General features: G+C 58.3%; 20 protein-coding genes and 1 riboswitch. Of the genes, 18 read left to right on the top strand and 2 right to left on the bottom strand.

The window, feature by feature from the left end; all coding sequences use genetic code 11:
- The first annotated feature begins 169 nt into the window (after positions 1 to 169).
- Positions 170 to 952 (top strand): hypothetical protein, encoded by a 783-nt coding sequence (locus tag AC2FJB_RS19270; protein ID WP_496720083.1) that lies wholly within the window; start codon positions 170 to 172, stop codon positions 950 to 952.
- 64 nt (positions 953 to 1,016) lie between these two features.
- Here the strand turns inward: AC2FJB_RS19270 and AC2FJB_RS19265 are convergent, their stop codons facing one another.
- The gene (locus tag AC2FJB_RS19265) at positions 1,017 to 1,841 is read right to left on the bottom strand and encodes a heparin lyase I family protein (protein ID WP_170741126.1); all 825 of its coding nucleotides are present in this window, start codon (positions 1,839 to 1,841) and stop codon (positions 1,017 to 1,019) included.
- Positions 1,842 to 1,926: 85 nt separating this feature from the next.
- On the opposite strand from AC2FJB_RS19265, the gene AC2FJB_RS19260 reads away from it, so the two are divergent.
- From AC2FJB_RS19260 to cobJ, 11 genes are all read left to right on the top strand, one after another.
- Positions 1,927 to 2,280 carry a hypothetical protein gene (locus AC2FJB_RS19260; RefSeq protein ID WP_496720085.1) on the top strand — a complete coding sequence of 118 codons (354 nt, stop codon included), beginning with the start codon at positions 1,927 to 1,929 and terminating at the stop codon, positions 2,278 to 2,280.
- On the top strand, positions 2,277 to 2,846 hold the full coding sequence (locus AC2FJB_RS19255) for a hypothetical protein (RefSeq protein ID WP_496720087.1): 570 nt from the start codon (positions 2,277 to 2,279) through the stop codon (positions 2,844 to 2,846). Before AC2FJB_RS19260 ends, AC2FJB_RS19255 begins: the two co-directional genes overlap by 4 nt.
- A gap of 360 nt (positions 2,847 to 3,206) precedes the next feature.
- Positions 3,207 to 3,893 (top strand): site-specific integrase, encoded by a 687-nt coding sequence (locus tag AC2FJB_RS19250; RefSeq protein WP_496720089.1) that lies wholly within the window; start codon positions 3,207 to 3,209, stop codon positions 3,891 to 3,893.
- A gap of 1,341 nt (positions 3,894 to 5,234) precedes the next feature.
- A complete protein-coding gene (locus tag AC2FJB_RS19245) occupies positions 5,235 to 7,091 on the top strand; it encodes an SLC13 family permease (protein WP_496720171.1) in 1,857 nt (618 codons plus the stop codon).
- Between the two features lie 226 nt (positions 7,092 to 7,317).
- Positions 7,318 to 7,524, top strand: a riboswitch (cobalamin riboswitch).
- Between the two features lie 92 nt (positions 7,525 to 7,616).
- Complete coding sequence (locus AC2FJB_RS19240) at positions 7,617 to 7,991, top strand: DUF1636 family protein (protein WP_170347195.1); 375 nt, start codon at positions 7,617 to 7,619, stop codon at positions 7,989 to 7,991.
- Between the two features lies 1 nt (position 7,992).
- Positions 7,993 to 9,048 carry a cobalamin biosynthesis protein CobW gene (cobW, locus tag AC2FJB_RS19235; protein ID WP_496720093.1) on the top strand — a complete coding sequence of 352 codons (1,056 nt, stop codon included), beginning with the start codon at positions 7,993 to 7,995 and terminating at the stop codon, positions 9,046 to 9,048.
- 5 nt (positions 9,049 to 9,053) lie between these two features.
- Positions 9,054 to 12,347: a cobaltochelatase subunit CobN gene (gene cobN, locus AC2FJB_RS19230; RefSeq protein WP_496720095.1), complete on the top strand. Its 3,294-nt coding sequence runs from the start codon at positions 9,054 to 9,056 to the stop codon at positions 12,345 to 12,347.
- Positions 12,344 to 13,465 (top strand): ferredoxin-like domain-containing protein, encoded by a 1,122-nt coding sequence (locus AC2FJB_RS19225; protein ID WP_496720096.1) that lies wholly within the window; start codon positions 12,344 to 12,346, stop codon positions 13,463 to 13,465. Before cobN ends, AC2FJB_RS19225 begins: the two co-directional genes overlap by 4 nt.
- Entirely contained in the window at positions 13,465 to 14,094 is a 630-nt protein-coding gene (locus tag AC2FJB_RS19220; protein ID WP_496720098.1) for a precorrin-8X methylmutase, read from the top strand. Before AC2FJB_RS19225 ends, AC2FJB_RS19220 begins: the two co-directional genes overlap by 1 nt.
- Entirely contained in the window at positions 14,091 to 14,819 is a 729-nt protein-coding gene (locus tag AC2FJB_RS19215; RefSeq protein WP_496720100.1) for a precorrin-2 C(20)-methyltransferase, read from the top strand. Before AC2FJB_RS19220 ends, AC2FJB_RS19215 begins: the two co-directional genes overlap by 4 nt.
- Positions 14,816 to 15,580, top strand: a complete 765-nt coding sequence (gene cobJ, locus AC2FJB_RS19210) for a precorrin-3B C(17)-methyltransferase (protein WP_496720102.1) — start codon at positions 14,816 to 14,818, stop codon at positions 15,578 to 15,580. The genes AC2FJB_RS19215 and cobJ overlap by 4 nt, the downstream gene beginning before the upstream one ends.
- Here the strand turns inward: cobJ and AC2FJB_RS19205 are convergent.
- Entirely contained in the window at positions 15,571 to 16,302 is a 732-nt protein-coding gene (locus AC2FJB_RS19205) for a cobalt-precorrin-6A reductase (protein WP_496720104.1), read from the bottom strand. The genes cobJ and AC2FJB_RS19205 overlap by 10 nt on opposite strands.
- On the opposite strand from AC2FJB_RS19205, the gene cbiE reads away from it, so the two are divergent.
- Genes cbiE through cobF form a run of 6 tightly spaced genes read left to right on the top strand, consistent with a single transcriptional unit; the run spans position 16,301 to position 21,465 of the window.
- Complete coding sequence (gene cbiE / locus AC2FJB_RS19200; RefSeq protein ID WP_496720106.1) at positions 16,301 to 17,500, top strand: precorrin-6y C5,15-methyltransferase (decarboxylating) subunit CbiE; 1,200 nt, start codon at positions 16,301 to 16,303, stop codon at positions 17,498 to 17,500. The genes AC2FJB_RS19205 and cbiE overlap by 2 nt on opposite strands.
- A complete protein-coding gene (locus AC2FJB_RS19195; RefSeq protein ID WP_496720108.1) occupies positions 17,497 to 17,877 on the top strand; it encodes a cobalamin biosynthesis protein in 381 nt (126 codons plus the stop codon). The genes cbiE and AC2FJB_RS19195 overlap by 4 nt, the downstream gene beginning before the upstream one ends.
- Positions 17,874 to 18,668 (top strand): precorrin-4 C(11)-methyltransferase, encoded by a 795-nt coding sequence (gene cobM / locus AC2FJB_RS19190; RefSeq protein ID WP_496720110.1) that lies wholly within the window; start codon positions 17,874 to 17,876, stop codon positions 18,666 to 18,668. The genes AC2FJB_RS19195 and cobM overlap by 4 nt, the downstream gene beginning before the upstream one ends.
- A complete protein-coding gene (locus AC2FJB_RS19185) occupies positions 18,655 to 19,977 on the top strand; it encodes a cobyrinic acid a,c-diamide synthase CobB (RefSeq protein WP_496720112.1) in 1,323 nt (440 codons plus the stop codon). The genes cobM and AC2FJB_RS19185 overlap by 14 nt, the downstream gene beginning before the upstream one ends.
- The gene (gene cobA, locus AC2FJB_RS19180; protein WP_496720114.1) at positions 19,974 to 20,702 is read left to right on the top strand and encodes a uroporphyrinogen-III C-methyltransferase; all 729 of its coding nucleotides are present in this window, start codon (positions 19,974 to 19,976) and stop codon (positions 20,700 to 20,702) included. Before AC2FJB_RS19185 ends, cobA begins: the two co-directional genes overlap by 4 nt.
- Positions 20,695 to 21,465 carry a precorrin-6A synthase (deacetylating) gene (cobF, locus tag AC2FJB_RS19175; RefSeq protein WP_496720116.1) on the top strand — a complete coding sequence of 257 codons (771 nt, stop codon included), beginning with the start codon at positions 20,695 to 20,697 and terminating at the stop codon, positions 21,463 to 21,465. The genes cobA and cobF overlap by 8 nt, the downstream gene beginning before the upstream one ends.
- The last annotated feature ends 22 nt before the right edge of the window (positions 21,466 to 21,487 follow it).

Genomic DNA, 21,487 nt, shown 5'->3' with positions numbered 1-21,487 from the left:
TAATCAAACCAACCAGATGCGCCAGATCCTCTCTTAGCTCAGGCAGCCATCTGTCCCAAAATCCCTGACAACGGACAACGTACATTTTTGCATAGCAGAAAACTTAACATTAGCTCGCTTCGAGACGATTATAGAAAAAGGCAGGCATCTCAAATGGGCGCGCCAGTTGTTGGCATCGCTTTATGAAGCTTGGCTATGCCGCTCGCCGTCTGGTGGACCAGGTAAAAAATCTCGTTTCAATGCTGGCAATGGTTCCAAAATCCATAAGTACATTCTAAGCCTGATGTATCAGTGCGGCGGAGGTGTCCCAGAGCAAGACCTTCTCTGGCTTATCAAAAATGACCCTGGAATGCGTTCGACTGCGCTGCGGTATTTAGGAAAATCACGAAAAAACAATAGCAACCTCGCTGCAATCCTGAAGTTGCTTCGCAGCGGGCAATTTGTGGACGATGCATCATTGGTTGATACATCTGGGTACATGCTTCACGCGAAGTTCAGAAGAACGCAAAAGTGTATTGCTCTGGCAGAAGAGTTTTGCCATCTAGCCGCTGAACAGAGTGATATAGGGCTCCATTGCGCTTTGTTCGTAGCTAGTAAGTTTTTGCCTCACAAAACCATTTTGGAATTGCTGACCAAAAACAAAGAACGAATTTCTAGTGACTTTTGGCTCTCGCGTGCCGCTGCAGGGATCTCGCCAGTCTTTATTGGGCAGGGTGCGGCTTGGTCATCCTACCATAAAATTATCACAGAAATTGACAGGGAAGACGCTTACGACGTTCTCAATTACCTGCTTGATGTATCAAGTTCGAGCACGTACAGCGTCTCGTTGAAAGCTTACCTTGACGCAAAGAATAAGGCATTCCCGCAGGAGATTTACTTTCCGAAAGTGCTAGTTTTACTTGCTGCTTCGCGCAATCCCAATTGCAGCACACTGACTCCCAAAATGCATTAAAGACATCCAGCTTTGAAGAAGGACCCATTTATCTCAAGAATGGGTTTCTAGATATTAGCAAAACCTATCTACCCAGATTCTTTCGACTGTCGGCTCGTTTCACATTCGCGAAGTAAATCGTGCCTGGGCGGACATGCTTAACCCCTGCCGTGCAGCACAGATAGACGCCTATATCAAAGTGGTTCATTTTTGCCTTTTTGAGCGGGGCATTTGGAGCAACGTTCAGAGTTGGTCCGCTGTAATTCGCAACTTGCTGACCATCTATGTAGACGATGATTTGTCCGTCTGCCTTGTGGGACCATTTGGCGTAGACTTGAAAGTTTCGCCATTGGTTTTTGAAGTCACGCATGTTCATCAACGGAATGCGAGCAATGTCCCTGCAGTCGTGATTTGCAGCGTCGCGCGGCGCTTGGAGACGCAAATAAATAGTGTCGCCTTGGCCCTTGCGTGTAGAGTGGTTGATTGAAGCATGAGGGCACACGCCACCCTTCCATTGAGTAAAAATGTAACTTCCCTTGGTCTGTGACCCTTGTGTAGGAAAGTTCGCTGGAACAAGCATATCCCACCCATACCAAGCCTCTGATGGTTGAGCGAAAACCCAAGTGCCATCGCTCTTTGCTTCCCTAAGCATTGAACGGACAGAACCATATGAACAATCGCCCTTACCTGTACCATCGCCGTAGGCAGACGTTACGCAATCACCGCCATAGATAGAAAATGAATGGACACGCTTTGCTTTAATACCGTCAACTTTACGCAACCGCTTGTATGAATTTGGCAAGTTCGACGCGCTCTGCTCAAATCTCACACCGCCCGCATACGACGGGGCACTCAATGTAGCTACGACAATCGCCGCCACCAAAGTTACTTTTGCCAAATAAATTTTCACTTCCTCAATCCTCCAACTTTTCTCACTAACGCGAAGCAAAAGCGGTTCACGCTTAAATTATAAGTGCCAATTTGGGACTTGTTGAATGCAGCAGTCAAGCTCTATGTTAAGGGCATATGGTATTGCATTGTTGAGCTTAGGCATGACTGGCATTGAGAAATTAGCACGTCTGAAGCAATTGCTCCTAGGCATGGAGCGTGACCTAGGCATTGATGATTTAAGTGCCGTGCAGAGAAATATCGTATACGCAGCAACACTGTTGAGCGAAGCTTCAAAAACGGTAGAGACAGAGGAACTGCGGCGACATGAATTGCTGAGCGGCGTGTCACGCAGTGCCTTTTTTAGAGCTTTACGGGAACTAATAGAAGCAGGGTACTTGCAACATACGCAAGGACGACAGCGATCCGCATATGTTGTGTCAAAAGAGCTGAGCAGTTGAAAGCACGTAACAACGAAAGCCTAGCGACACCGTTTATCGTGATATCCACGGCAAACATGCTCGCCTTCGCAATATCAATTTACATCCTTCTCCCCTTCCAAACACAATCCGCCCCAAATCTAGCACCCTATGCCAGCCTGTTGTTTCTGCCACATGGCGTTCGCATATTGTCTGCGTGGTTGATGGGCTGGAAAGCTATCCCGCTAATCGCACCTACTGCGCTACTTACCCACTGGCTAAACTTTGGCGCGGAGGGGTTTACAGCACTGGGATTAGCGGGCGCATTTTCTGGAGTGGCTTGCGCCGCATTGACCTTTTGGGCACTGGCGAAACTTGGGATGGATTTTAGAGTAACAGCGGACAAGAGAGCGAATTGGAAGGATGTCATGATCGCGGGCAGCATCGCATCCGTGATCAACACCTTTGGGATGGGCTTAGCATTTAGCCACAACACAGACACGCTTGTTGGCTATTTTATTGGTGACGTGACAGGTCTGTTTGCATGTATGTTTGTTCTCATGTTGGTTTTCAAAAACGCGCGGGAAGCTGCAAAGAAAACCAGTTGAATAAATCGTTTGCGGGAAGAACACTCCGTACGCAAAACGGCACACACTGGAAATTACCCCGCTTATAGCATTGAATTCAATCGACGTTTCTTGATGTTGATCTCTTGCAAATCCGTGTACACCGGTTCGATTCCGGTACTCGCCTCCAAGTTGTATTCTGACGCTAACCCGTTGCAATGTAATGACCCCAAAAACCCTGACGATTGTCAGCAGGGCATGTTCACGGATTTTACGGGAACACCCATGCTGATACGCGATGCACTCGCACGATATAAGATCGACCATCTGGACCAACTCAAACATGGCGGTGAACGCCTGACGCAGTAGGAGCGGGCACTTGAATCAAACTCATGTTCTCACATGCACACGACCACCAATTCCGACCTGTCGGATGCACTCAGCCGGTGGAAAACCAGCACCCGAAGCCGGTACAGGGCAGCGGTGACGCATTTCTGGCGGTACGGGCGGGCCAATGATTGGACGACGCTGGCACCGACAATCCTGCCAGCCCGAGAAACACCACGCGAACAGACATTGACGCTGGACCAGCTACGCGCCTTGTATGAGGCCGCACAGTATCAGGGCAAGCCGTGGCGCCAGTTCCTGCAATTGCTCATCCGGGCGGGCCAGAGACCCAGCGATCTGATGCAATTCAACCCGGCTCTGGTGCGCGATCAGTGCATGGTGATCCCGCCTTATAAGAACGGCACCAGCCACGTCATACCGTTGGCCGGTCGAGCTTTCGTTCTGGCCGCGATGCAGCCGAACCAGTTTCAGGATTTCAAAACAACCGCACACGTCAAACGACGCTGGTTCGTTGACGCATATATCCCCGTCAGGAAGTTCCAGATCAGGGACATACGCAGATCGTTCGCCACGCATCTGTGCGAACACGGCGCGGATGAAAACGAAGTGACCCGGATATTGAACCATCAGGCCGCAGCAACATCACGCGGGGTTGCACGAACCTACAACCGATCCCGACGCCTGAGAAAGCGCCGGGAAATCATGAACCTGTGGGAAGGGTTGTTGTTTAAGGGTGCATAGCGGCATTGACCCGACGCGGAACAAAATTAGAACATGCAGCATGAAAAAATGGCCGCGGACGACTCCTTATGACCTGAAATGCAAACTGGAATGTTTGCGCGAGTATCGCAGCAAACCGTCGCTACAAGACGACTGGGTCGCTGTCCTTGAGTGGCTGATTCAGCACGGCATTGAACCACCAGACCACGCTTTGCCGACCGAACCGGAACTACGCGGGCCAGTCGGTCACAATTAGCTATACTTTTGGATAGTCCCCTATTCTTATGCCCGCTTATCGGTGTCGGTCATTTCGTGGTAGATACAAGTTGCATAGTCCTATGCGAACCCCTCCTGCGGCCACCATCCCAGTGCCGTTGGGATTAGCCAGCTTCGCAAAACTCACTCACAGGAACTGCGAAGCTGGTTCTTTTCTTGCCAACATAATCGTCGTCTTGGACCAAATTCGATCAGTCACATCATCCATTGCCTCTCAACCGGATGCATGCACCTACTGTGGCAGTTCACCGAAATAGCCACTCAGGTAAGCTATTATTGCACCTATAACGCCGACCACAATCACAATTGAGATTAAAGCACCGCTGCCCCTTGAGTAGTAACCCATCGTCAGTAGCCCGACGACAAAGATGCCAACCAAAAAATAGAGTACAGTGTTGTCCATGACGAAACCCGTGCCGCAATGACGTTTAGTCACAATATGATAGAATTTCGCGTCATGTCTAATCAAGAAAAAGCCCCGCACTATGGCGGGGCGGTCACTCGTTACCCCCTCATCCCCCAAAAAACCCGCGTTGTTCGGAGGGAAACCAAGTGAACAACGCGGGCATACAGTTAGGGGTAAATTGTGTACGGCGTTAATTGCACTTTGGATCAAAATTCCCCGCGCCGCCCTAATCTGGGATGGTAGGCAACGCGGGGACTTAGTCTGGTCATGGGACTGCCCAGACTAAATGGGGCAAGTGTGTTACGGGTCGTGTCGCTTGTTGGATCAAACTGTTGCAATTTGCGTTCACCTGCATTTGAGGGCGCTGTTCAACCAGCCAGTTCTAAGTTTTCCAACAGAACTTTTGCCAGCATTCCGTTTGTGTTGAACCGTCGGACCCATGCATACCGCCCGCTTAAACGTTCGACGCGCTGAACCGCGTGCGGGACACCACGACCACAGGGTTTGGTGTTCGTCAAACGAGGTTTTTACCACTACTCAAACCGCCATTCTTAGAGAAATATTATGTCTCGAAGTGAGTGAAAAACGAAACTTCATGACAAGGCGAGAAGGATGAACTAGGAATCTAACAAAGAAAAAGTTCTGGACGTATTGTGGAACACATTGCCTTTACCTTTGAGATGGGGGTCGTTTGTACCCTTCTGGCTTTCACCGTTTTTTTGTTCGTCTCCGAGATCATCAGGATCGACCTTTCCGCCATATTGGTTCTGGTTCTCATAGGCTTGCTCAGCTACGCGCCCGGGCTGGGAAATCTGGCGGATGTAACCCTTCTGTTCGACGGCTTCGCATCCAATGCCGTCATCTCGATCATTGCGGTAATGATCGTCGGTGCTGGTCTGGACAAGACGGGGATCATGAACAAGGTTGCTGCCGTTATCCTCAAATATGGTGGCAAATCGGAAGGCAGGGTTGTTCCAATCATCTCAGGAACCGTTGGCGTCATTTCTTCGTTCATGCAGAATGTCGGCGCCGCTGCTCTGTTTCTTCCCGTTGTCAGCCGTATTTCTTCGCGGTCAGGTATACCGCTGTCACGACTGCTGATGCCGATGGGATTCTGCGCCATTTTGGGTGGCACAATGACGATGGTCGGGTCGTCTCCACTTATCCTGCTGAACGATCTGATCTTGACGGCAAATGACAGTTTGCCGGCCTCTCAGAAAATGGAGCCCTTCAGCCTGTTCTCGGTCACACCGATCGGTGCAGTTCTGATTCTGACGGGAATTGGTTACTTTTTGCTGTTGGGACGCTGGGTTTTGCCCGTGGCTGAAGGGCCTGACAATACGGGCACCGGACAAGGGACAAAGGAATACCTGCAAAGGGTCTATGGCCTCAAAGCCGACGTGTTCGAAGTCGTAGTGCCCGAGGACAGCCCCTTGGTCGGAGAGATTCTGGCCGACATCAACCACGAAAACCACCTGTACATCATTTCCACCTTCTATCGCGGCAAAACCTCGATGGTTCAGGTTTTGACAGCCGAAATTGCGGCCCCGTGTCGGCTGGCCATCGTCGGCCGCCGTTGGGAGGTCGAGACGTTCGCCAAGAAATACGGGCTTACCGTTCTTCCGGATTTGGACATTTTTGTCGAAGAGTTCGCCCCCACCAATGCAGGCGTGGCCGAGGTGGTCGTCACGCCAGACAGCAAGCTGATCGGCAAATGCCCCCGCGAGCTTTTGTTCCGCAAGACCTATGGCATGTCGCTGCTGGCCATTCACCGCGGCGAAGAGACGCTGAGCCATGTCGAGACCGAGGATCACGAATCCACTCAGATCGGGCTCGAAAAGTTTCAGGCCGGTGACATGCTCGTGGCGCATACCAGATGGGACAACCTGATGCGGATCAAGCGCGACCCGGACTTCGTCGTTGTGACAACGGACTTCCCCCAGGACGAACTGAGGCCGCAAAAAGTCGGCTGGGCCCTGGCATTTTTCGCCATTTCGCTGTCATTGATCCTGTTCACGGACGTCCGGCTTTCGCTCTGCCTTCTTACCGGAGCGGTAGGCATGATGTTGACCCGTGTGCTCAGCGTGGATGAGGCATACCGCGCGGTCGGGTGGAACACCGTATTCCTGCTCGCCTGCCTCATACCTTTGGGACAAGCTGTACAGAACACAGGCACGGCTGCGTGGATCGCCCAGCAGATCATGATAATTCTGGACGGCTGGCCGCTCTGGTCGCTGCAAACCGGAATCGCTGTTCTGGCGACTGCTTTTTCTCTGGTCATGTCAAATGTCGGGGCCACTGTCCTGCTGGTGCCTTTGGCGATATCGATTGCGATAGCGGCTGGTGGGAATCCATCGGTTTTTGCACTGACCGTCGCCATTTCCACATCGAACAGCTTCATCATCCCAACCCATCAGGTAAACGCATTGATTATGGGTCCGGCAGGATACAAGGTGATGGATTTCGTGCGTTCCGGCGGGATCATGACTGTGCTGTTTCTGGTCGTTTCGCTGCTCATGATCAACGTCATCTATTAGCGCGAGAGGATCCGGGGTGTTCGGCGGTCTTTTCCCATCATCGGGACAGGTTCTGTCGAGGCATCAGCTCAACACAGTGTACGACCCTTGTAGAGATACCGTTCGTCGCCGGGCCCATCTCAGGCTGAACCCCGGACGACATGCCGCCCATCGACGCCCACAGGTCGCTTTCTACTCCTCCGCATCATTGTTACGCGCGACTCGCTTGACAAGCAGGCCAGCGGTGCCGCATGTCCCTTTCGTTGGTGTCGGTGACAGCCGATGAAAAGGGAATGCGTCAACGGTCATGCCGCCAAACGCAGCCGCCCCCGCGACCGTGAACGGAGAGGATGCCCAATGCCACTGGCCCAAAGGCCGGGAAGGCGGGACATCCGACAGAGGCCCTCCTCTGGCATCCGCAAGCCGGGAGACCTGCCAACAACCGAAGTTGAAACCGGGCGGGGTGTTCCGGTGTCGGGTCCGTGACCAATCGTGGCCCGCATGAAACCCCGTCCCCCGCGAAGAGGATTTGGGGGGATGAGAGACATGACCGAGACCACACCAGTCGAGTTGCTGGTCTGTACCACCTGCCGTCGCGGCCTGCCTGTCGAAGATGACGCGCAACGCCCGGGCGCTTTGTTGCACAAGGCCCTGGAACAGGCTGACCTGCCCGACGGTGTCACCCTGAAAGCCGTAGAATGCTTGTCAAACTGCGATCAAGGTTGTTCGATCGTATTGCGCGGCGGGCCGGGCCGCTGGACCTTCGTCTATGAAAACCTGAGCGAAACAGATCATGTCGACGTCATTGTCGACGGTGCGACCAAGTATCTGGCCACTGAAGATGGTTTGGTGAAATGGCGCGAACGCCCCGAACATTTCCGAAAAAACTGTGCCTCGCGCATTCCCCCGATTGGAGCCTGACATGTCGAACCTCGAAAAACTCCCCGTTACAGTGATCACCGGCTTTCTGGGCTCGGGCAAGACCACGTTGGTGCGTCACCTGATGCAGAACCCGCAGGGCAAGCGCCTTGCTGTCGTGGTCAACGAGTTCGGCGATGTAGGCGTCGATGGCGACATCCTGAAATCCTGCGCCATTCCCGATTGCCCGGCGGAAAACATCATGGAACTGGCCAATGGCTGCATCTGCTGCACCGTGGCAGATGATTTCATTCCCACCATCGAGGCCCTGATGGCTCTGGAACCGCGCCCGGATCACATTCTTATCGAAACCTCGGGACTGGCGCTTCCCAAACCATTGCTGAAGGCGTTTGACTGGCCCGACATCCGCTCGAAAATCACCGTGGACGGCGTGATCGCCCTGGCCGATGCCGAGGCTGTAGCCGCCGGTCGCTTCGCGCCCAATGTCGAAGCGGTGGATGCCCAGCGCATGGCCGATGACTCGATCGATCACGAAACGCCCCTGTCCGAGGTGTTCGAGGATCAGATCTCCTGCGCCGACATCATCCTGCTGACCAAGCCCGACCTCGCCGGCCCTGAAGGCGTGGCAAAAGCACGCGAGATCATCGCCGCCGAGGCGCCGCGTCCCCTGCCCGTGGTCGAAGTGGCCGAAGGTGCGGTGGACGTTCGCGTTGTGTTGGGTTTGGAAGCCGCCGCCGAGGATGACATCGACGCCCGCCCTTCGCATCACGACGGCCACCATGATCACGAGCATGACGATTTCGAAAGCATCATCGTCGAGTTGCCCGAGCAAGCCGATCCGGCCCAACTGGTGGCCAAAATCGAACGCCTAGCCAATGAGCTGAACATCCTGCGGGTCAAAGGGTATGCCGCCGTTCAGGGAAAGCCCATGCGTCTGTTGGTACAAGCCGTGGGTGCGCGGGTACGTCACCAGTATGACCGTCCGTGGGAACCCGGCGAAGAACGCCGTTCGCGTCTGGTCGTCATCGCCGAGCATGACGATATCAAAGAGGCGGAAATCCGCGATATCCTCGTGGGTGTGCGTGAGGCTGCCGAGTAAGATCCATGCACGTCGTCTTCCGCGAAAGCCACGGACTCGAGGAAACCGAGACCCCGACCGATCTGGGCCAGAGCCCGGCAGAACTGGTAGTGCTGTCTTTCTCGGACAGCGACCTGGGTGCTTTCGCGGCGGGCTGGCATCGTGGTGGCGGACCGGATGGGCGAATGCCGACCCTGCGGCTGGCCAATCTGACAGCTTTGAAACACCCGCTGTCCGTTGACACCTATGTCGAGCAGACGCTCGAGGGCGCCAAGGGCATTCTGATCCGTCTGATCGGTGGCGTGCCCTACTGGTCCTACGGCCTGCAGCAGGTTCTGGCACTGGCGCAGGCCAAAGGCATCGCTCTGGCCGTCCTCCCAGCGGACGGGCGCGAGGATACGCGGTTGGATGACTATTCCACCTTGCCCGTCTCGACCCTGCGGCGGCTGGCGCATCTGTGCGATACCGGCGGCGAGGTCGCGGCACAGGCCGCACTGGCACAGATGGCTCTGGCGGCAGGGCTTTATGCCGGTCCGGTGATGGGCGCCAAGACCTTGCCCGAATGTGGCGCGTGGTGTCCGGATCGCGGCGTAATCCCGGTGGAAACCGCGTTCGAAGATAACGCTAAACGCATCCTCGTCACCTTCTACCGCGCTTACCTGACCTCAGCAGACACCGCCCCGATCGCCACCCTGATCCGCAGCCTGCGGGCCCGTGGATTCGAGGCGATGGGCCTGTTTGCCCCGTCGCTCAAGGCGCCTGTGGCCGCCGACTGGTTGCGGGAACAGGTTTTTGCGCTGAAACCATCGGCAATTGTCAATGCCACTGCCTTCTCGGGCAAAGGTGCGTCGGGAACATCGCCTCTGGACGCAGCAGATGTGCCTGTGTTTCAGGTCACTCTCGCCACCTCGCGCCGCAAAGCGTGGGCCGAAGCAGAACGCGGGCTGTCCCCCGCCGATCTGGCCATGCATGTGGTACTGCCCGAGGTGGATGGGCGGATCTCGGCGGGAGTCGCGTCTTTCAAGGAACCCGGCAAACGCGATCCTTATCTGGAATACGCGCGCTTTGCACATCGGCCCGAACCGGACCGGATCGAAGCGATCATCGACCGTGTCTCGGGCTGGCTTGCACTGAACGACAAACCCAAGGCAGATCAGATTCCCGCGCTGGTCCTGTCCACTTATCCCGGCAAAGACTGGCAGATGGCCCATGCGGTTGGCCTTGACGCGCTGGCCTCGGCCCAAGCGATGCTGTCCGATCTTCGCGAAGAAGGCTATAACATCGCGACTGGCGAGCCGATTGCCGACACTCTTCTGGACGCACGGATTTCGTGGGCGCTCGAGGATTATCTGGATGCGCTTGCGGATTTGCCCGAGACCCTGCGCACCGATCTGCACACCGCATGGGGCGCGCCCGAAGATGATCCGGCCTGTGCCGATGGGGTCTTCCATTTCACCGCACTGCGACGCGGTAAGGCGCTGGTCGCGCTGCAACCCGAACGCGGCACGCCCGAGCTGCGTGATGACGACTATCATGACCTCTCGCGCACCCCGCGCCACAGCTATGTCGCCTTCTATTTGTGGCTGCGCAAAGGGTTGGGCGTGAACGCGCTGATCCACATCGGGGCACATGGAACGCTGGAATGGTTGCCCGGAAAATCGGTCGCTTTGTCTGCTCATTGCTGGCCCGAGGCGCTGATCCGCGATCTGCCGGTGATTTATCCCTTTATCGTCAACGATCCCGGTGAAGCCGCGCAAGCCAAGCGCCGGATTGGAGCGGTCACGCTGGGCCACATCCCGCCCCCGATGAAGGAAAGCGGCACGCCGGATCGGATGGTGCGGCTTGAATCGCTGCTGGATGAGTTTTCGAACGCCGACGGGCTTGACCCCAAACGCCGTGACCGCTTGCAGGAAGACATCCGTGATGAAGCGCAGGCCATTGGCTTGGAAAGCGATCTCGGCCTTGATCAGGCAACCTGCACCGCCGAAGCGATCACACGTATCGACCGCTTTGTCTGTGACATCAAGGAAAGCCAGTTTGGCGACGGGCTGCACATCTTCGGGCGCGTGCCCGAGGTGACGGGCAATTTCGATCCGGCCCCGTCGGCCCACGCTGAACGCGACGCGCTGATCAAAGCGCTCGGGGGCAAACGGATCGATGCCGGGCCTTCGGGTTCACCCTATCGTGGTCGGTCAGATGTTCTGCCCACCGGGCGGAACCTTTACACCACTGACCCGCGGTCGGTTCCGACCCGTGCGGCCTATGCGCAGGGTGTGAAACTGGCCGAGGAACTGGTGCGACGCCATCTTCAGGTAGAAGGCGATTACCCAAAGGGGCTGATCGTCGATCTGTGGGGGTCAGCCACCATGCGCACGGCGGGCGAGGAATTTGCCATGGCCTTGCACCTGCTGGGCGTCAAACCCGTATGGGACAAAGGGTCCGAGCGGGTTTCCGGCATCGAGGTTCTGCCGATCACTGACCTGAGCCGCCCGCGCCTGGACGTGACCTTGCGGGTGTCGGGCCTGTTTCGGGATGTTTTCCCGACGCTGTCCGCTTTGTTTGGCCAAGCGGTTCGCGCATTGGCCGCGCGTGATGAGGCGGCGGACTGGAACCCCTATGCCGGGCAGGAGCCGGTGGCGCGGGTCTATGGACCTGCGCCCGGAAGCTATGGCGTCAACATGACCGAACTCTCCGAGGTGTATACCGACGAGGCCCGTGCACAGGCAGGTGAAGCGTGGCTTGAGGCCAGCTCTTTTGCATTGGAAGGCGAACACATATCGCAGGACAAGGACGGTATCACCCAACGCGTTGCAAATGCGGACAGCTTTGTCCACTTGCAGGACCTGACCGAAACCGATCTTCTTCTGGCCAACGATTATGCCACACACGAGGCGGGTTTTGCCGCCGCCAAGAAGATCGCCGGCGGAACCGCGCAGCTGTACCATCTGGACAACACAAATCCGGAAAATCCTCGTGCCCGCACCTTGCCTGAAGAAATCAGCCGTGTCGTCCATGCCCGCGCCGCCAATCCCGGCTGGATCGCCGGGATGCAACGCCATGGTTTCCGCGGAGCCGCTGAAATCGCAGCGACGCTGGATCATATGGCCTCATTCGCGCATTTGTCCGGCACGGTCGCACCACATCTATTTGACCTCTACCACGATGCCACGCTGGGCAACGCAGAGGTGGACGCGTTCCTGCAAGAGGCCAATCCCAAAGCTCGTCAGGCCATGCAGGACCGGTTCCGCGCGCTGCTGGAGGCCGGGCTTTGGAACACGCGCCGGAATTCCATCCGGGCCGATTTGGAGGAATTGAGATGAGTGCACCAATTGTTCAGGGCTGGTGCCCCGGCGCCCATCGTCCGATGATGTCCGGTGACGGTCTGGTCGTCAGGGTCAGGCCCCGGCTGGCGCGTCTGGACGCCGATCAGGCTCTGGGACTGTGCGATCTGGCGGACCGCTTTGGCAACGGCTCGATCGATTTGACCAATCGCGCCAATCTGCAAATGCGGGGCGTCGACGAGGAAGACCACCAGTCTCTGCTCAAAGAGCTTGCCGCGCTGAACCTGCTGGATGCGGAACCCGGCATCGAAATACGCCGCAATATTCTGGTTACACCGCTCTATCAGGCGGGCGATTTGACCGCTCGGTTGACCCATGAACTGATTGGCCGGCTTGCAGACCTGCCGGCGCTGCCTGCAAAATTCGGCTTTGCAATCGACACAGGCCCCGAACGTCTGCTGGCGTCGGATTCGGCGGATATTCGTCTGGAAACCGTTGCAGACGGCCTGATCCTGCGCGCTGACGGGTGCGAAACCGGGCGGAGCGTGACCGAGACCGACGCCATTGACCACGTGATCGCGCTGGCAATGTGGTTTTCCAAAACCTACACACCCGAGACACGCCGCATGGCGCGTGTCATCGACGCCCTGCCGCAGGAATGGCAAGGGTGTGCGCCCGGTTCTGTTGGCGCAAAGCTTCAACCCGGCCCCTGTGAACTGGGTGCTCTGTACGGCGCGGCTTTTGGGTCGCTGCCTGCGCGCAAGCTGTATGATCTGATCGAGGACAGCGGTGCTTGCGCCCTGCGCGTCACACCGTGGCGGCTGATCCTGCTGGAAGGCGGGGCGGCGATACCTGCCTCGGCGTTTGTCGAAGATGGAACCGATCCGTTGATGACCACCGACGCCTGCCCCGGCGCACCGTTCTGCCCGCAGGCACAGGCAGAGACGCGCGACGTCGCCCGCGCATTGGCTTCGCGTGTTTCCGGACGTCTCCATGTTTCAGGCTGTAGCAAGGGATGCGCCCGCATGGGCCCCGCTGACATCACATTGGTAGGCGATAACGGACGATTTGATCTTGTCAAACAGGGCCGCGCGGGGGATGAGCCCTGCCAGCGCGGGCTTGACCCCCAAACACTCATGACCATGGACTTCACCTGATGCCCTATACATACGAAACCGATGGCGCAGCGATCTACAAGGAAAGCTTTGCCACCATCCGGTCCGAGGCTGATCTGGACCGGTTTTATGCCGATGAAGAGCAGGTTGCCGTTCGGATGATTCACGCCGCGGGTATGGTCGGGCTGGAAGAGTTCGTGCATTTCTCACCCGGCTTCGTGCAAACGGCCCGTACTGCATTGGAAAACGGTGCACCGATCCTGTGTGATGCGCGCATGGTCAGCGAAGGCGTCACCCGCTTCCGCCTGCCCGCCGATAACGGGGTGATCTGCACCCTGCACGATGAACGCGTACGCCCGCTGGCCGCCGAGATGAGCAACACCCGTTCCGCCGCTGCGCTGGAGCTGTGGCGGCCGCATCTGGAGGGCGCGCTGGTCGCCATCGGCAATGCGCCCACCGCGCTTTTTCATTTGCTGAACATGCTGGAAGACCCGGATTGCCCGCGCCCTGCCGCGATCATCGGCTGCCCGGTAGGCTTTGTCGGTGCGGTGGAATCCAAGGATGCGCTTTGGGAAGCCCAACCGGTGCCGTCCTGCATTGTCAAAGGCCGTCTGGGCGGCAGCGCCATCACAGTGGCGGCCGTCAACGCCATCGCAAGCCGGGCAGAATGAAGATGGGCACCATATACGGTGTGGGCCTTGGCCCCGGCGACCCGGATTTGATGAGCGTCCGGGCGGATCGCCTGCTGCGCAATGCAAAACATGTGGCGTTCTTCCGCAAACCCGGTCGCAGCGGCCAGGCACGCAAGATCGTCAACGGGATGATCCCCGAAGGTGCGATCGAGTTCCCTATGGAGTATCCCGTGACCACCGAGATCCCGGTGACAGATCCGCGCTATAACGAATTGCTGGCTGCGTTCTACGAAGACTGCACCAAGCATCTCAGGGCCCTGTCCGAACAGGGTGAGGACGTGGTTGTTCTGTGCGAGGGTGATCCGTTCTTCTATGGCTCGTTCATGCATCTTTACAGTCGTCTGCGCGAAGACGCGCCGGTTGAAGTTGTACCCGCAATAACGGGCATGTCCGGAGCCTGGACTGCGACAGGAGACCCGATCACCTGGGGTGATGATGTTCTGACCGTGCTGGTTGGCACCCTGCCCGAGGACACGCTGGCTGAACGCATGGCTAAAACCGATGCATTGGTCGTGATGAAAATCGGGCGCAACATCGACAAGGTGAAACGCGCTCTGAAGACCGCTGGCCTGTATGACCGGGCATGGATCGTGGAATATGCGCAGATGCCAAACCAGACGGTGACTAAGCTGTCTGAAGCCGGCGAGAAGATCACCCCGTATTTCTCGATCATCGTCGTGCACGGTCAGGGGCGGCGACCATGAGCGGCTGGGTCAAGATTGCCGGTCTTGGGCCGGGTGACGAGGCGCTTGTTACGCCAGAAGTAACGGCCGCACTGGCCGAAGCCACCGATGTTGTGGGCTATATTCCTTATGTGGCGCGTATTTCCGAGCGCCCCGGCCTGACACTGCATTCCAGTGACAACCGGGTCGAAATAGACCGTTCGCGACACGCGCTGCAAATGGCCGCAGAAGGCAAACGCGTGGTCGTTGTATCCTCGGGTGATCCCGGCGTGTTTGCCATGGCGGCGGCCGTTTTCGAAGCGCTGGAAAACGGCCCCGCAGAATGGCGCGACCTTCAGATCGATGTGCTGCCGGGGATCACGGCGATGTTGGCTGCATCCGCGCGCGCGGGCGCCCCAATGGGGCATGACTTCTGCGCCATCAACCTCAGCGACAATCTCAAACCATGGTCATTGATCGAAAAACGCCTGCGTCTTGCTGCACAGGCGGATTTCTCGATGGCCTTTTACAATCCACGCTCGAAGTCCCGCCCGGAAGGCTTTGTAAAGACGCTGGAAGTCCTGCGCGACGAGTGTGAGCCCGAGCGTGTGATCCTGTTCGCCCGCGCCGTATCGCGGACAGATGAAGAGATGCGTATGTCGACACTGGCCGAAGCCACGCCCGACATGGCTGATATGCAGACCGTGGTGATCGTGGGTTCATCCCGCACGCGTGTCATCGAGCGCGATGGAGCACCCATCATTTACACTCCTCGCTTCACCCCTGATGAGGATCAGGGATGAAACAGCCAGTCCAGAACCTGTCCGGCCTGCGAAAACTCGGTCCGCTTCGGCAGAACCGGGCGATCGATCATCAGCACGGGCAGGCCCAGCGCCCGCGCCGCATCCAGCTTGGCGCGCGCCCCCGAGCCGCCTGCGTTCTTGGACACGACCAGCTGCGTCCCATGGTGCTGCATCAGCGCCCGGTCGTCAGCTTCGGCAAACGGCCCTCGGGCGATGACCACCTCTGCGTTCGGCAAGGGCAAAGTGTCGGGCTCATCCACAAGGCGCAGCAGGTAACTGTGTTGAGGCTGGGTCGAAAAATCTTCAAGATGCATTCGGCCAACTGCAAGGAAGACACGCTGAGCATCGCCGGACAATGCGTCGACGGCGGCAGCGATATCGGGCACGTGATGCCAGATATCGCCGGGCTGCGACACCCAGGCCGCGCGAGTCAACGCGGCCAATGGCGTCCGCGTCGCGGCGCACGCCTCAATCGCGTTCCGGCTCATCCGGGCCGCAAATGGATGGGTCGCGTCCACGACATGGGTGATGGCATTGTCACTGACATAGGCGGCCAGACCTTCCGGACCGCCGAAACCGCCAACCCTTACCGGCAAGGGCTGCGGACGCGGGTTTTCGACCCGTCCAGCGTAGGAGTACACAGCCGCAATCCCTTGTTCCGAAACAGCTTTGGCCAGCGAATTGGCCTCGGTCGTTCCGCCAAGGATCAGGAGGTTTGTCATGTCTGAATCTCCGTGGCTGACCGTTCTTGGATTGGGCGAAGACGGGTTTGATGGCCTGTCGCCTGCCAGCCGTCAAGTGCTGGACCGGGCCGAAGTGATCATGGGGCCGCCCCGTCACCTGTCGTTGCTGCCTGAAACAGGGACGGAACGAGTCGAATGGCCAGCGCCGTTCTCGGATGGGCTGCCGATCCTGAAAGGATTGCGTGGCCGGCAGACCGTTGTTCTGGCCTCGGGCGATCCGTTTTGGTTTGGCGCAGGTTCCGTCATTGCGCGCAATTTCGATGCCGGTGAATGGACCGCCCTGCCCGGCCAATCCACCTTTTCTCTCGCCGCTGCCCGGCTCGGCTGGCCTTTGGAAAACACTCTGACTTTCGGCTTGCATGCCGCGCCACTGACCCGTTTGCGACCGCATCTGGCCCCGGGACTGCACGCGTTCCTGTTGCTGCGCGACGGAAAGGCCGTGGCGGAACTGGCTACGTATCTGACCGAGACAGGCTTTGCCGACTCGGCCCTGCATGTGATGCAGGCCCTAGGTGGCCCGCGCGAAAACACCCGAACAGTCACCTTGACCGAAGCGCTGTTGGGTACGTTCGACCATCCGGTCTGCGTCGGGCTGGAAGTTTCCGGTGCAGGACCTGCCCTGTCCAAAGCGTCTGGTAAACCGGACGCCATCTTTGAGACGGACGGGCAGATCACCAAACGCCCGATCCGCGCGCTGACACTCTCGGCGCTTGCCCCACAACGGGGCGAGCATCTGTGGGATATCGGAGGGGGCACTGGTTCGATCAGCATCGAGTGGCTGATGTGTGACCCAACCCTGACCGCAACCAGCATAGAACCCCGCGCTGACAGAGCAGATCGTATTCGTCGGAATGCAATTGCATTGGGACAGGATCGGTTGAACGTCATCCATGGCACCGCGCCCGCTGCGCTGAACGGGTTAGAATTGCCTGATGTGGTTTTCATCGGGGGGGGGCTCAGTGCAGACCTACTGAACTGGGTGCACACGAATCTACCTTCTGGCACGCGTCTGATCGCCAATGCGGTGACTTTGGAAAGCGAGGCTACACTTGCCCATTGGCATGAGAAGCTGGGCGGTGAACTCCTGCGGATCGAACTCGCACAATCTGCGCCGCTTGGACCACGCCGCGGCTGGAGATCCGCCTACCCGGTAGTGCAGTGGAGCTTAACGCTATGATCGTTGCCGGTTTGGGATTCTCGTCTGCCGCCACAGTCGACAGCCTGCGCGCCGCATATGATGCGGCGGCAGCGAGCCGGGATGTGACCGCCCTGGCAACTGTTGCCGACAAGGAAGGTCATTTCGCCCTGACAGTTTTTGCCGAAGAACTGTCCCTTCCACTGCATTTCGTTGCCGCCGCTGATCTGGCCGGTCAACGCACGCTTACCTGCTCGACCCGCAGCCGCGCCACCTATGGCACCGGAAGCGTGGCCGAAGCTTCCGCATTGGCCGCCGCCGGAAAGCTTTTTGGCTTGGGCGCGCGACTGCTTTCACCCAGACAGATTTCAGACGACCGGCTGGCGACCTGTGCCATAGCCATCGGAGGACAGACATGACCGTTCATTTCATCGGCGCCGGACCGGGCGCTGCCGACCTGTTGACACTGCGTGGACGCGACATCATCGCATCCTGCCCCGTTTGCCTCTACGCAGGCTCCCTGGTTCCGGAAGAAATCCTCGACCACTGCCCCGAAGGTGCAAAGATCGTGAACACCGCTCCAATGGACCTGGATCAGATCATGGCCGAGATCGAGGCCGCACATCAGGCCGGCCAGGATGTGGCCCGTCTGCATTCCGGCGACCTGTCGGTCTGGTCGGCGATGGGGGAACAGATCCGCCGCCTGAAAAAAATGGGCATCCCGGTCAGCGTAACCCCGGGCGTTCCGTCCTTTGCCGCGGCTGCGGCGGCTTTGGGAACCGAACTTACTTTGCCCGGCCTGGCGCAATCCGTGGTTCTGACCCGGACGCCGGGCCGCGCATCTTCCATGCCCGAAGGCGAGACGTTGGAGAATTTCGCACGCACAGGGGCGACACTTGCCATTCACCTGTCGATCGGCAATCTGGACAAGGTCATTGCTGACCTGATCCCAGCCTATGGCACTGACTGCCCAGTTGCCGTGGTCTATCGCGCAAGCTGGCCGGATGAACGGATCATCCGCGCGACGCTGGAAACGCTCAAGGAAGCCCTGGACGACGGCATCTCGCGCACTGCGTTGATCATGGTTGGTCCGGCATTGGCGGGCGAAGGCTTTGACGAAAGCTGCCTTTATTCGAAAGATTACGACCGCCGCTATCGTCCACAAAGTGCCGAGAGCCCCTGGTCGAGCTGGAGCCATGGTGATGATTAACCCTCCGGGCCTTCTGATCTCCGCACCGTCCTCCGGCACAGGCAAGACAACGGTCATGCTGGGCCTGTTGCGAACGCTGGCCGAGGATGGCCTGACCGTTCAACCGTTCAAGAGCGGACCGGATTATATTGACCCCGCCTTCCACCGAGCAGCGGCTGGGCGGGCTTCGTTTAATCTTGACAGTTGGGCGATGGGTGACCCGCTGTTGAATGCAATTTCAGCTCAGGCCGAAGGCGCTGACATCGTCGTGGCCGAAGGCTCGATGGGCCTGTTCGATGGCGTGGCCAAGCCGGGCGAGTTGGGTCATGGGTCAAGCGCCGAGACTGCCGCACGGATGGGTTGGCCGGTCGTACTGGTTCTGGATGTTGGCGGTCAGGCGCAATCTGCTGCGGCCACAGCGCTGGGGTTCAAGATGTACAACCCCGATCTTCCCTTTGCGGGAGTGATCCTGAACCGCTGCGCCAGCCCCCGGCACGAGCGCCTGACACGGTTGGGGATGGAACGTGCAGGCTTGCCGGTACTCGGTGTTCTGCCGCGCCGAGGCGACCTTACCCTCCCCGAGCGTCACCTGGGTTTGATTCAAGCCGTCGAACACCCGGATCTGGAAAGCGCCATTGTGGGATACGCTACATTTCTGCGCGAACATGTGGAACTGGAAACGATCAAACGGGCGGCTTCCTCAGGCCCCATTGGGCCATCGTCAGGCGCGCTGCCGCGCCCTCCGGCCCAGCGGATTGCACTGGCTCGCGATGCGGCATTTTCCTTTACCTATCCGCATTTGCTGGAAGGCTGGCGCGCAGCAGGGGCCGAGATACTGCCCTTCTCACCTCTGGCCGATGAAGCTCCGGCGACGGATGCCGATCTGGTCTGGCTACCCGGCGGATATCCGGAACTGCATGCCGGGACGTTGGCTGCTGCCGGAACGTTCCTCGCTGGTCTGCGCAAGCACGCGGAAACAAGGCCTGTGCATGGGGAGTGCGGTGGGTATATGGCGCTGGGTCATGCGCTGATCGACAAGGATGGCGTGCGGCACGAAATGGCTGGCCTGCTGGGGCTGGTGACGTCGTACCAAAAACGCAAATTCAACCTGGGCTATCGCAAGGCCGAACTTTTGGCCCCGATGCCGGGATTTGCACAGAATGCGGCGCTGCGCGGGCATGAGTTCCACTATTCCTCGATCGTGGATCAGCCTGACGCGCCACTCGCCCGTGTGTTTGATGCCGAAGGCGCGGAAGGGCCTCAGACCGGCTCTGTTCGCGGCAATGTCACCGGTACGTTCTTTCACCTGATTGCGGAGGCATCTGAATGAGCGGATTTGTCTCTTTCGTCGGATCCGGCCCTGGTGATCCGGAATTGCTGACACTGAAGGCCGTAGATCGCCTGCAAAAGGCCGATGCGGTTTTGTTCGATGACCTCAGCAGCGGGCCTATATTGAGCCATGCGCGCGAAGACGCGGATCTTGTGGGCGTGGGCAAACGGGCCGGTCGACCGTCCCCCAAGCAGGACCATGTCAGCCGGTTGCTTGTGGACTACGCCCAGACCGGCCAGCATGTCGTGCGGCTGAAGTCCGGCGATGGCGGCATGTTCGGGCGCCTGGAAGAAGAGCTTGTTGCCCTGCGTAATGCAGGCATTGATTTCGAGATCATTCCCGGCATCCCGTCTGCCGTCGCTGCCGCAGCTGCCGCTGGCATTCCGCTGACGCGTCGTCTGACCGCACGGCGGGTGCAGTTTGTGACAGGACATGATGTCAGTGGCGCGTTGCCGGACGATCTGAACCTGACAGCACTGGCCGATTCTCAGGCCACCACCGTCGTATTCATGGGCAAACGTACTTTCCCGCTTCTGGCAGAAGCTTTGCATTCCCGCGGCCTGCCTTTGGATACGCCTGCCCTAATGGCTGAATCGGTTTCGACCCCGGATCAGAAGCTTACGAGTGCCACCATCGGCGCCTTGGCCGAACAGCTGAAATCCGAGATCGGCACAGCTCCGGCCCTGATCCTTTATGGGCCGCTGGCGGAGTGCGAAGATGATTGACCTGAGCCTGATTGGCATCGGCACCGGCAACCCGGATCATGTGACCTTTCAGGGTGCGCAGGCGATCCGGTCGGCCGATCTGATCCTGATCCCCCGCAAAGGTGAGAACAAGGCCGATCTGGCCGGGCTGCGTGAGGAAATCATTGATCGGGTAACCGAGACACCGCCGGAGATCGCCTATTTTGACATCCCCAAGCGCCGCGCGGATGACGGCTATCTGCATGGCGTAGACGAATGGCACGACGCCATTGCACTGCGCTGGCAAGAGGCGATCGAGGCCCACCCGGAGGCGCAGCACATTGCACTTCTGATTTGGGGCGATCCGTCCCTGTATGACAGTTCGCTGCGCATTGCGGCGCGGCTGGACCCCAAGCCCAACACCAAGGTGATTCCGGGCATCACAGCCTTGCAGGCATTGACCGCGGCTCATGCGATCCCGATCAATGATCTGGGCGCACCCTATGTCGTGACCACCGGGCGCCGTATCAGGGATGAAGGCTGGCCTGAAACCGCTTCAAAAATCGCCGTCATGCTGGATGGGGAATGCTCGTTCCAATCCCTTGAAAGGGCAGAGTATGACATCTGGTGGGGTGCCTATGTGGGTATGAAAGAAGAGCTGTTGATAAGTGGCCCGTTGGATCAGGTCGCGCAGCGGATCCTTGATACGCGCGCCCGCGCCCGAGCCGATCATGGCTGGATCATGGATATCTACGTGCTGAAGAAACGCGAGGTGCAGCGCTGCTCGGCGAACACGGATTCGTGACTGCGCAGAACTCTCAAGTCTG

It is taken from the genome of Ruegeria sp. CDSC085 (assembly GCF_059610465.1).
Note: the sequence above shows the minus strand (reverse complement) of the source record. Positions and strands in the feature narration are given on the sequence as shown.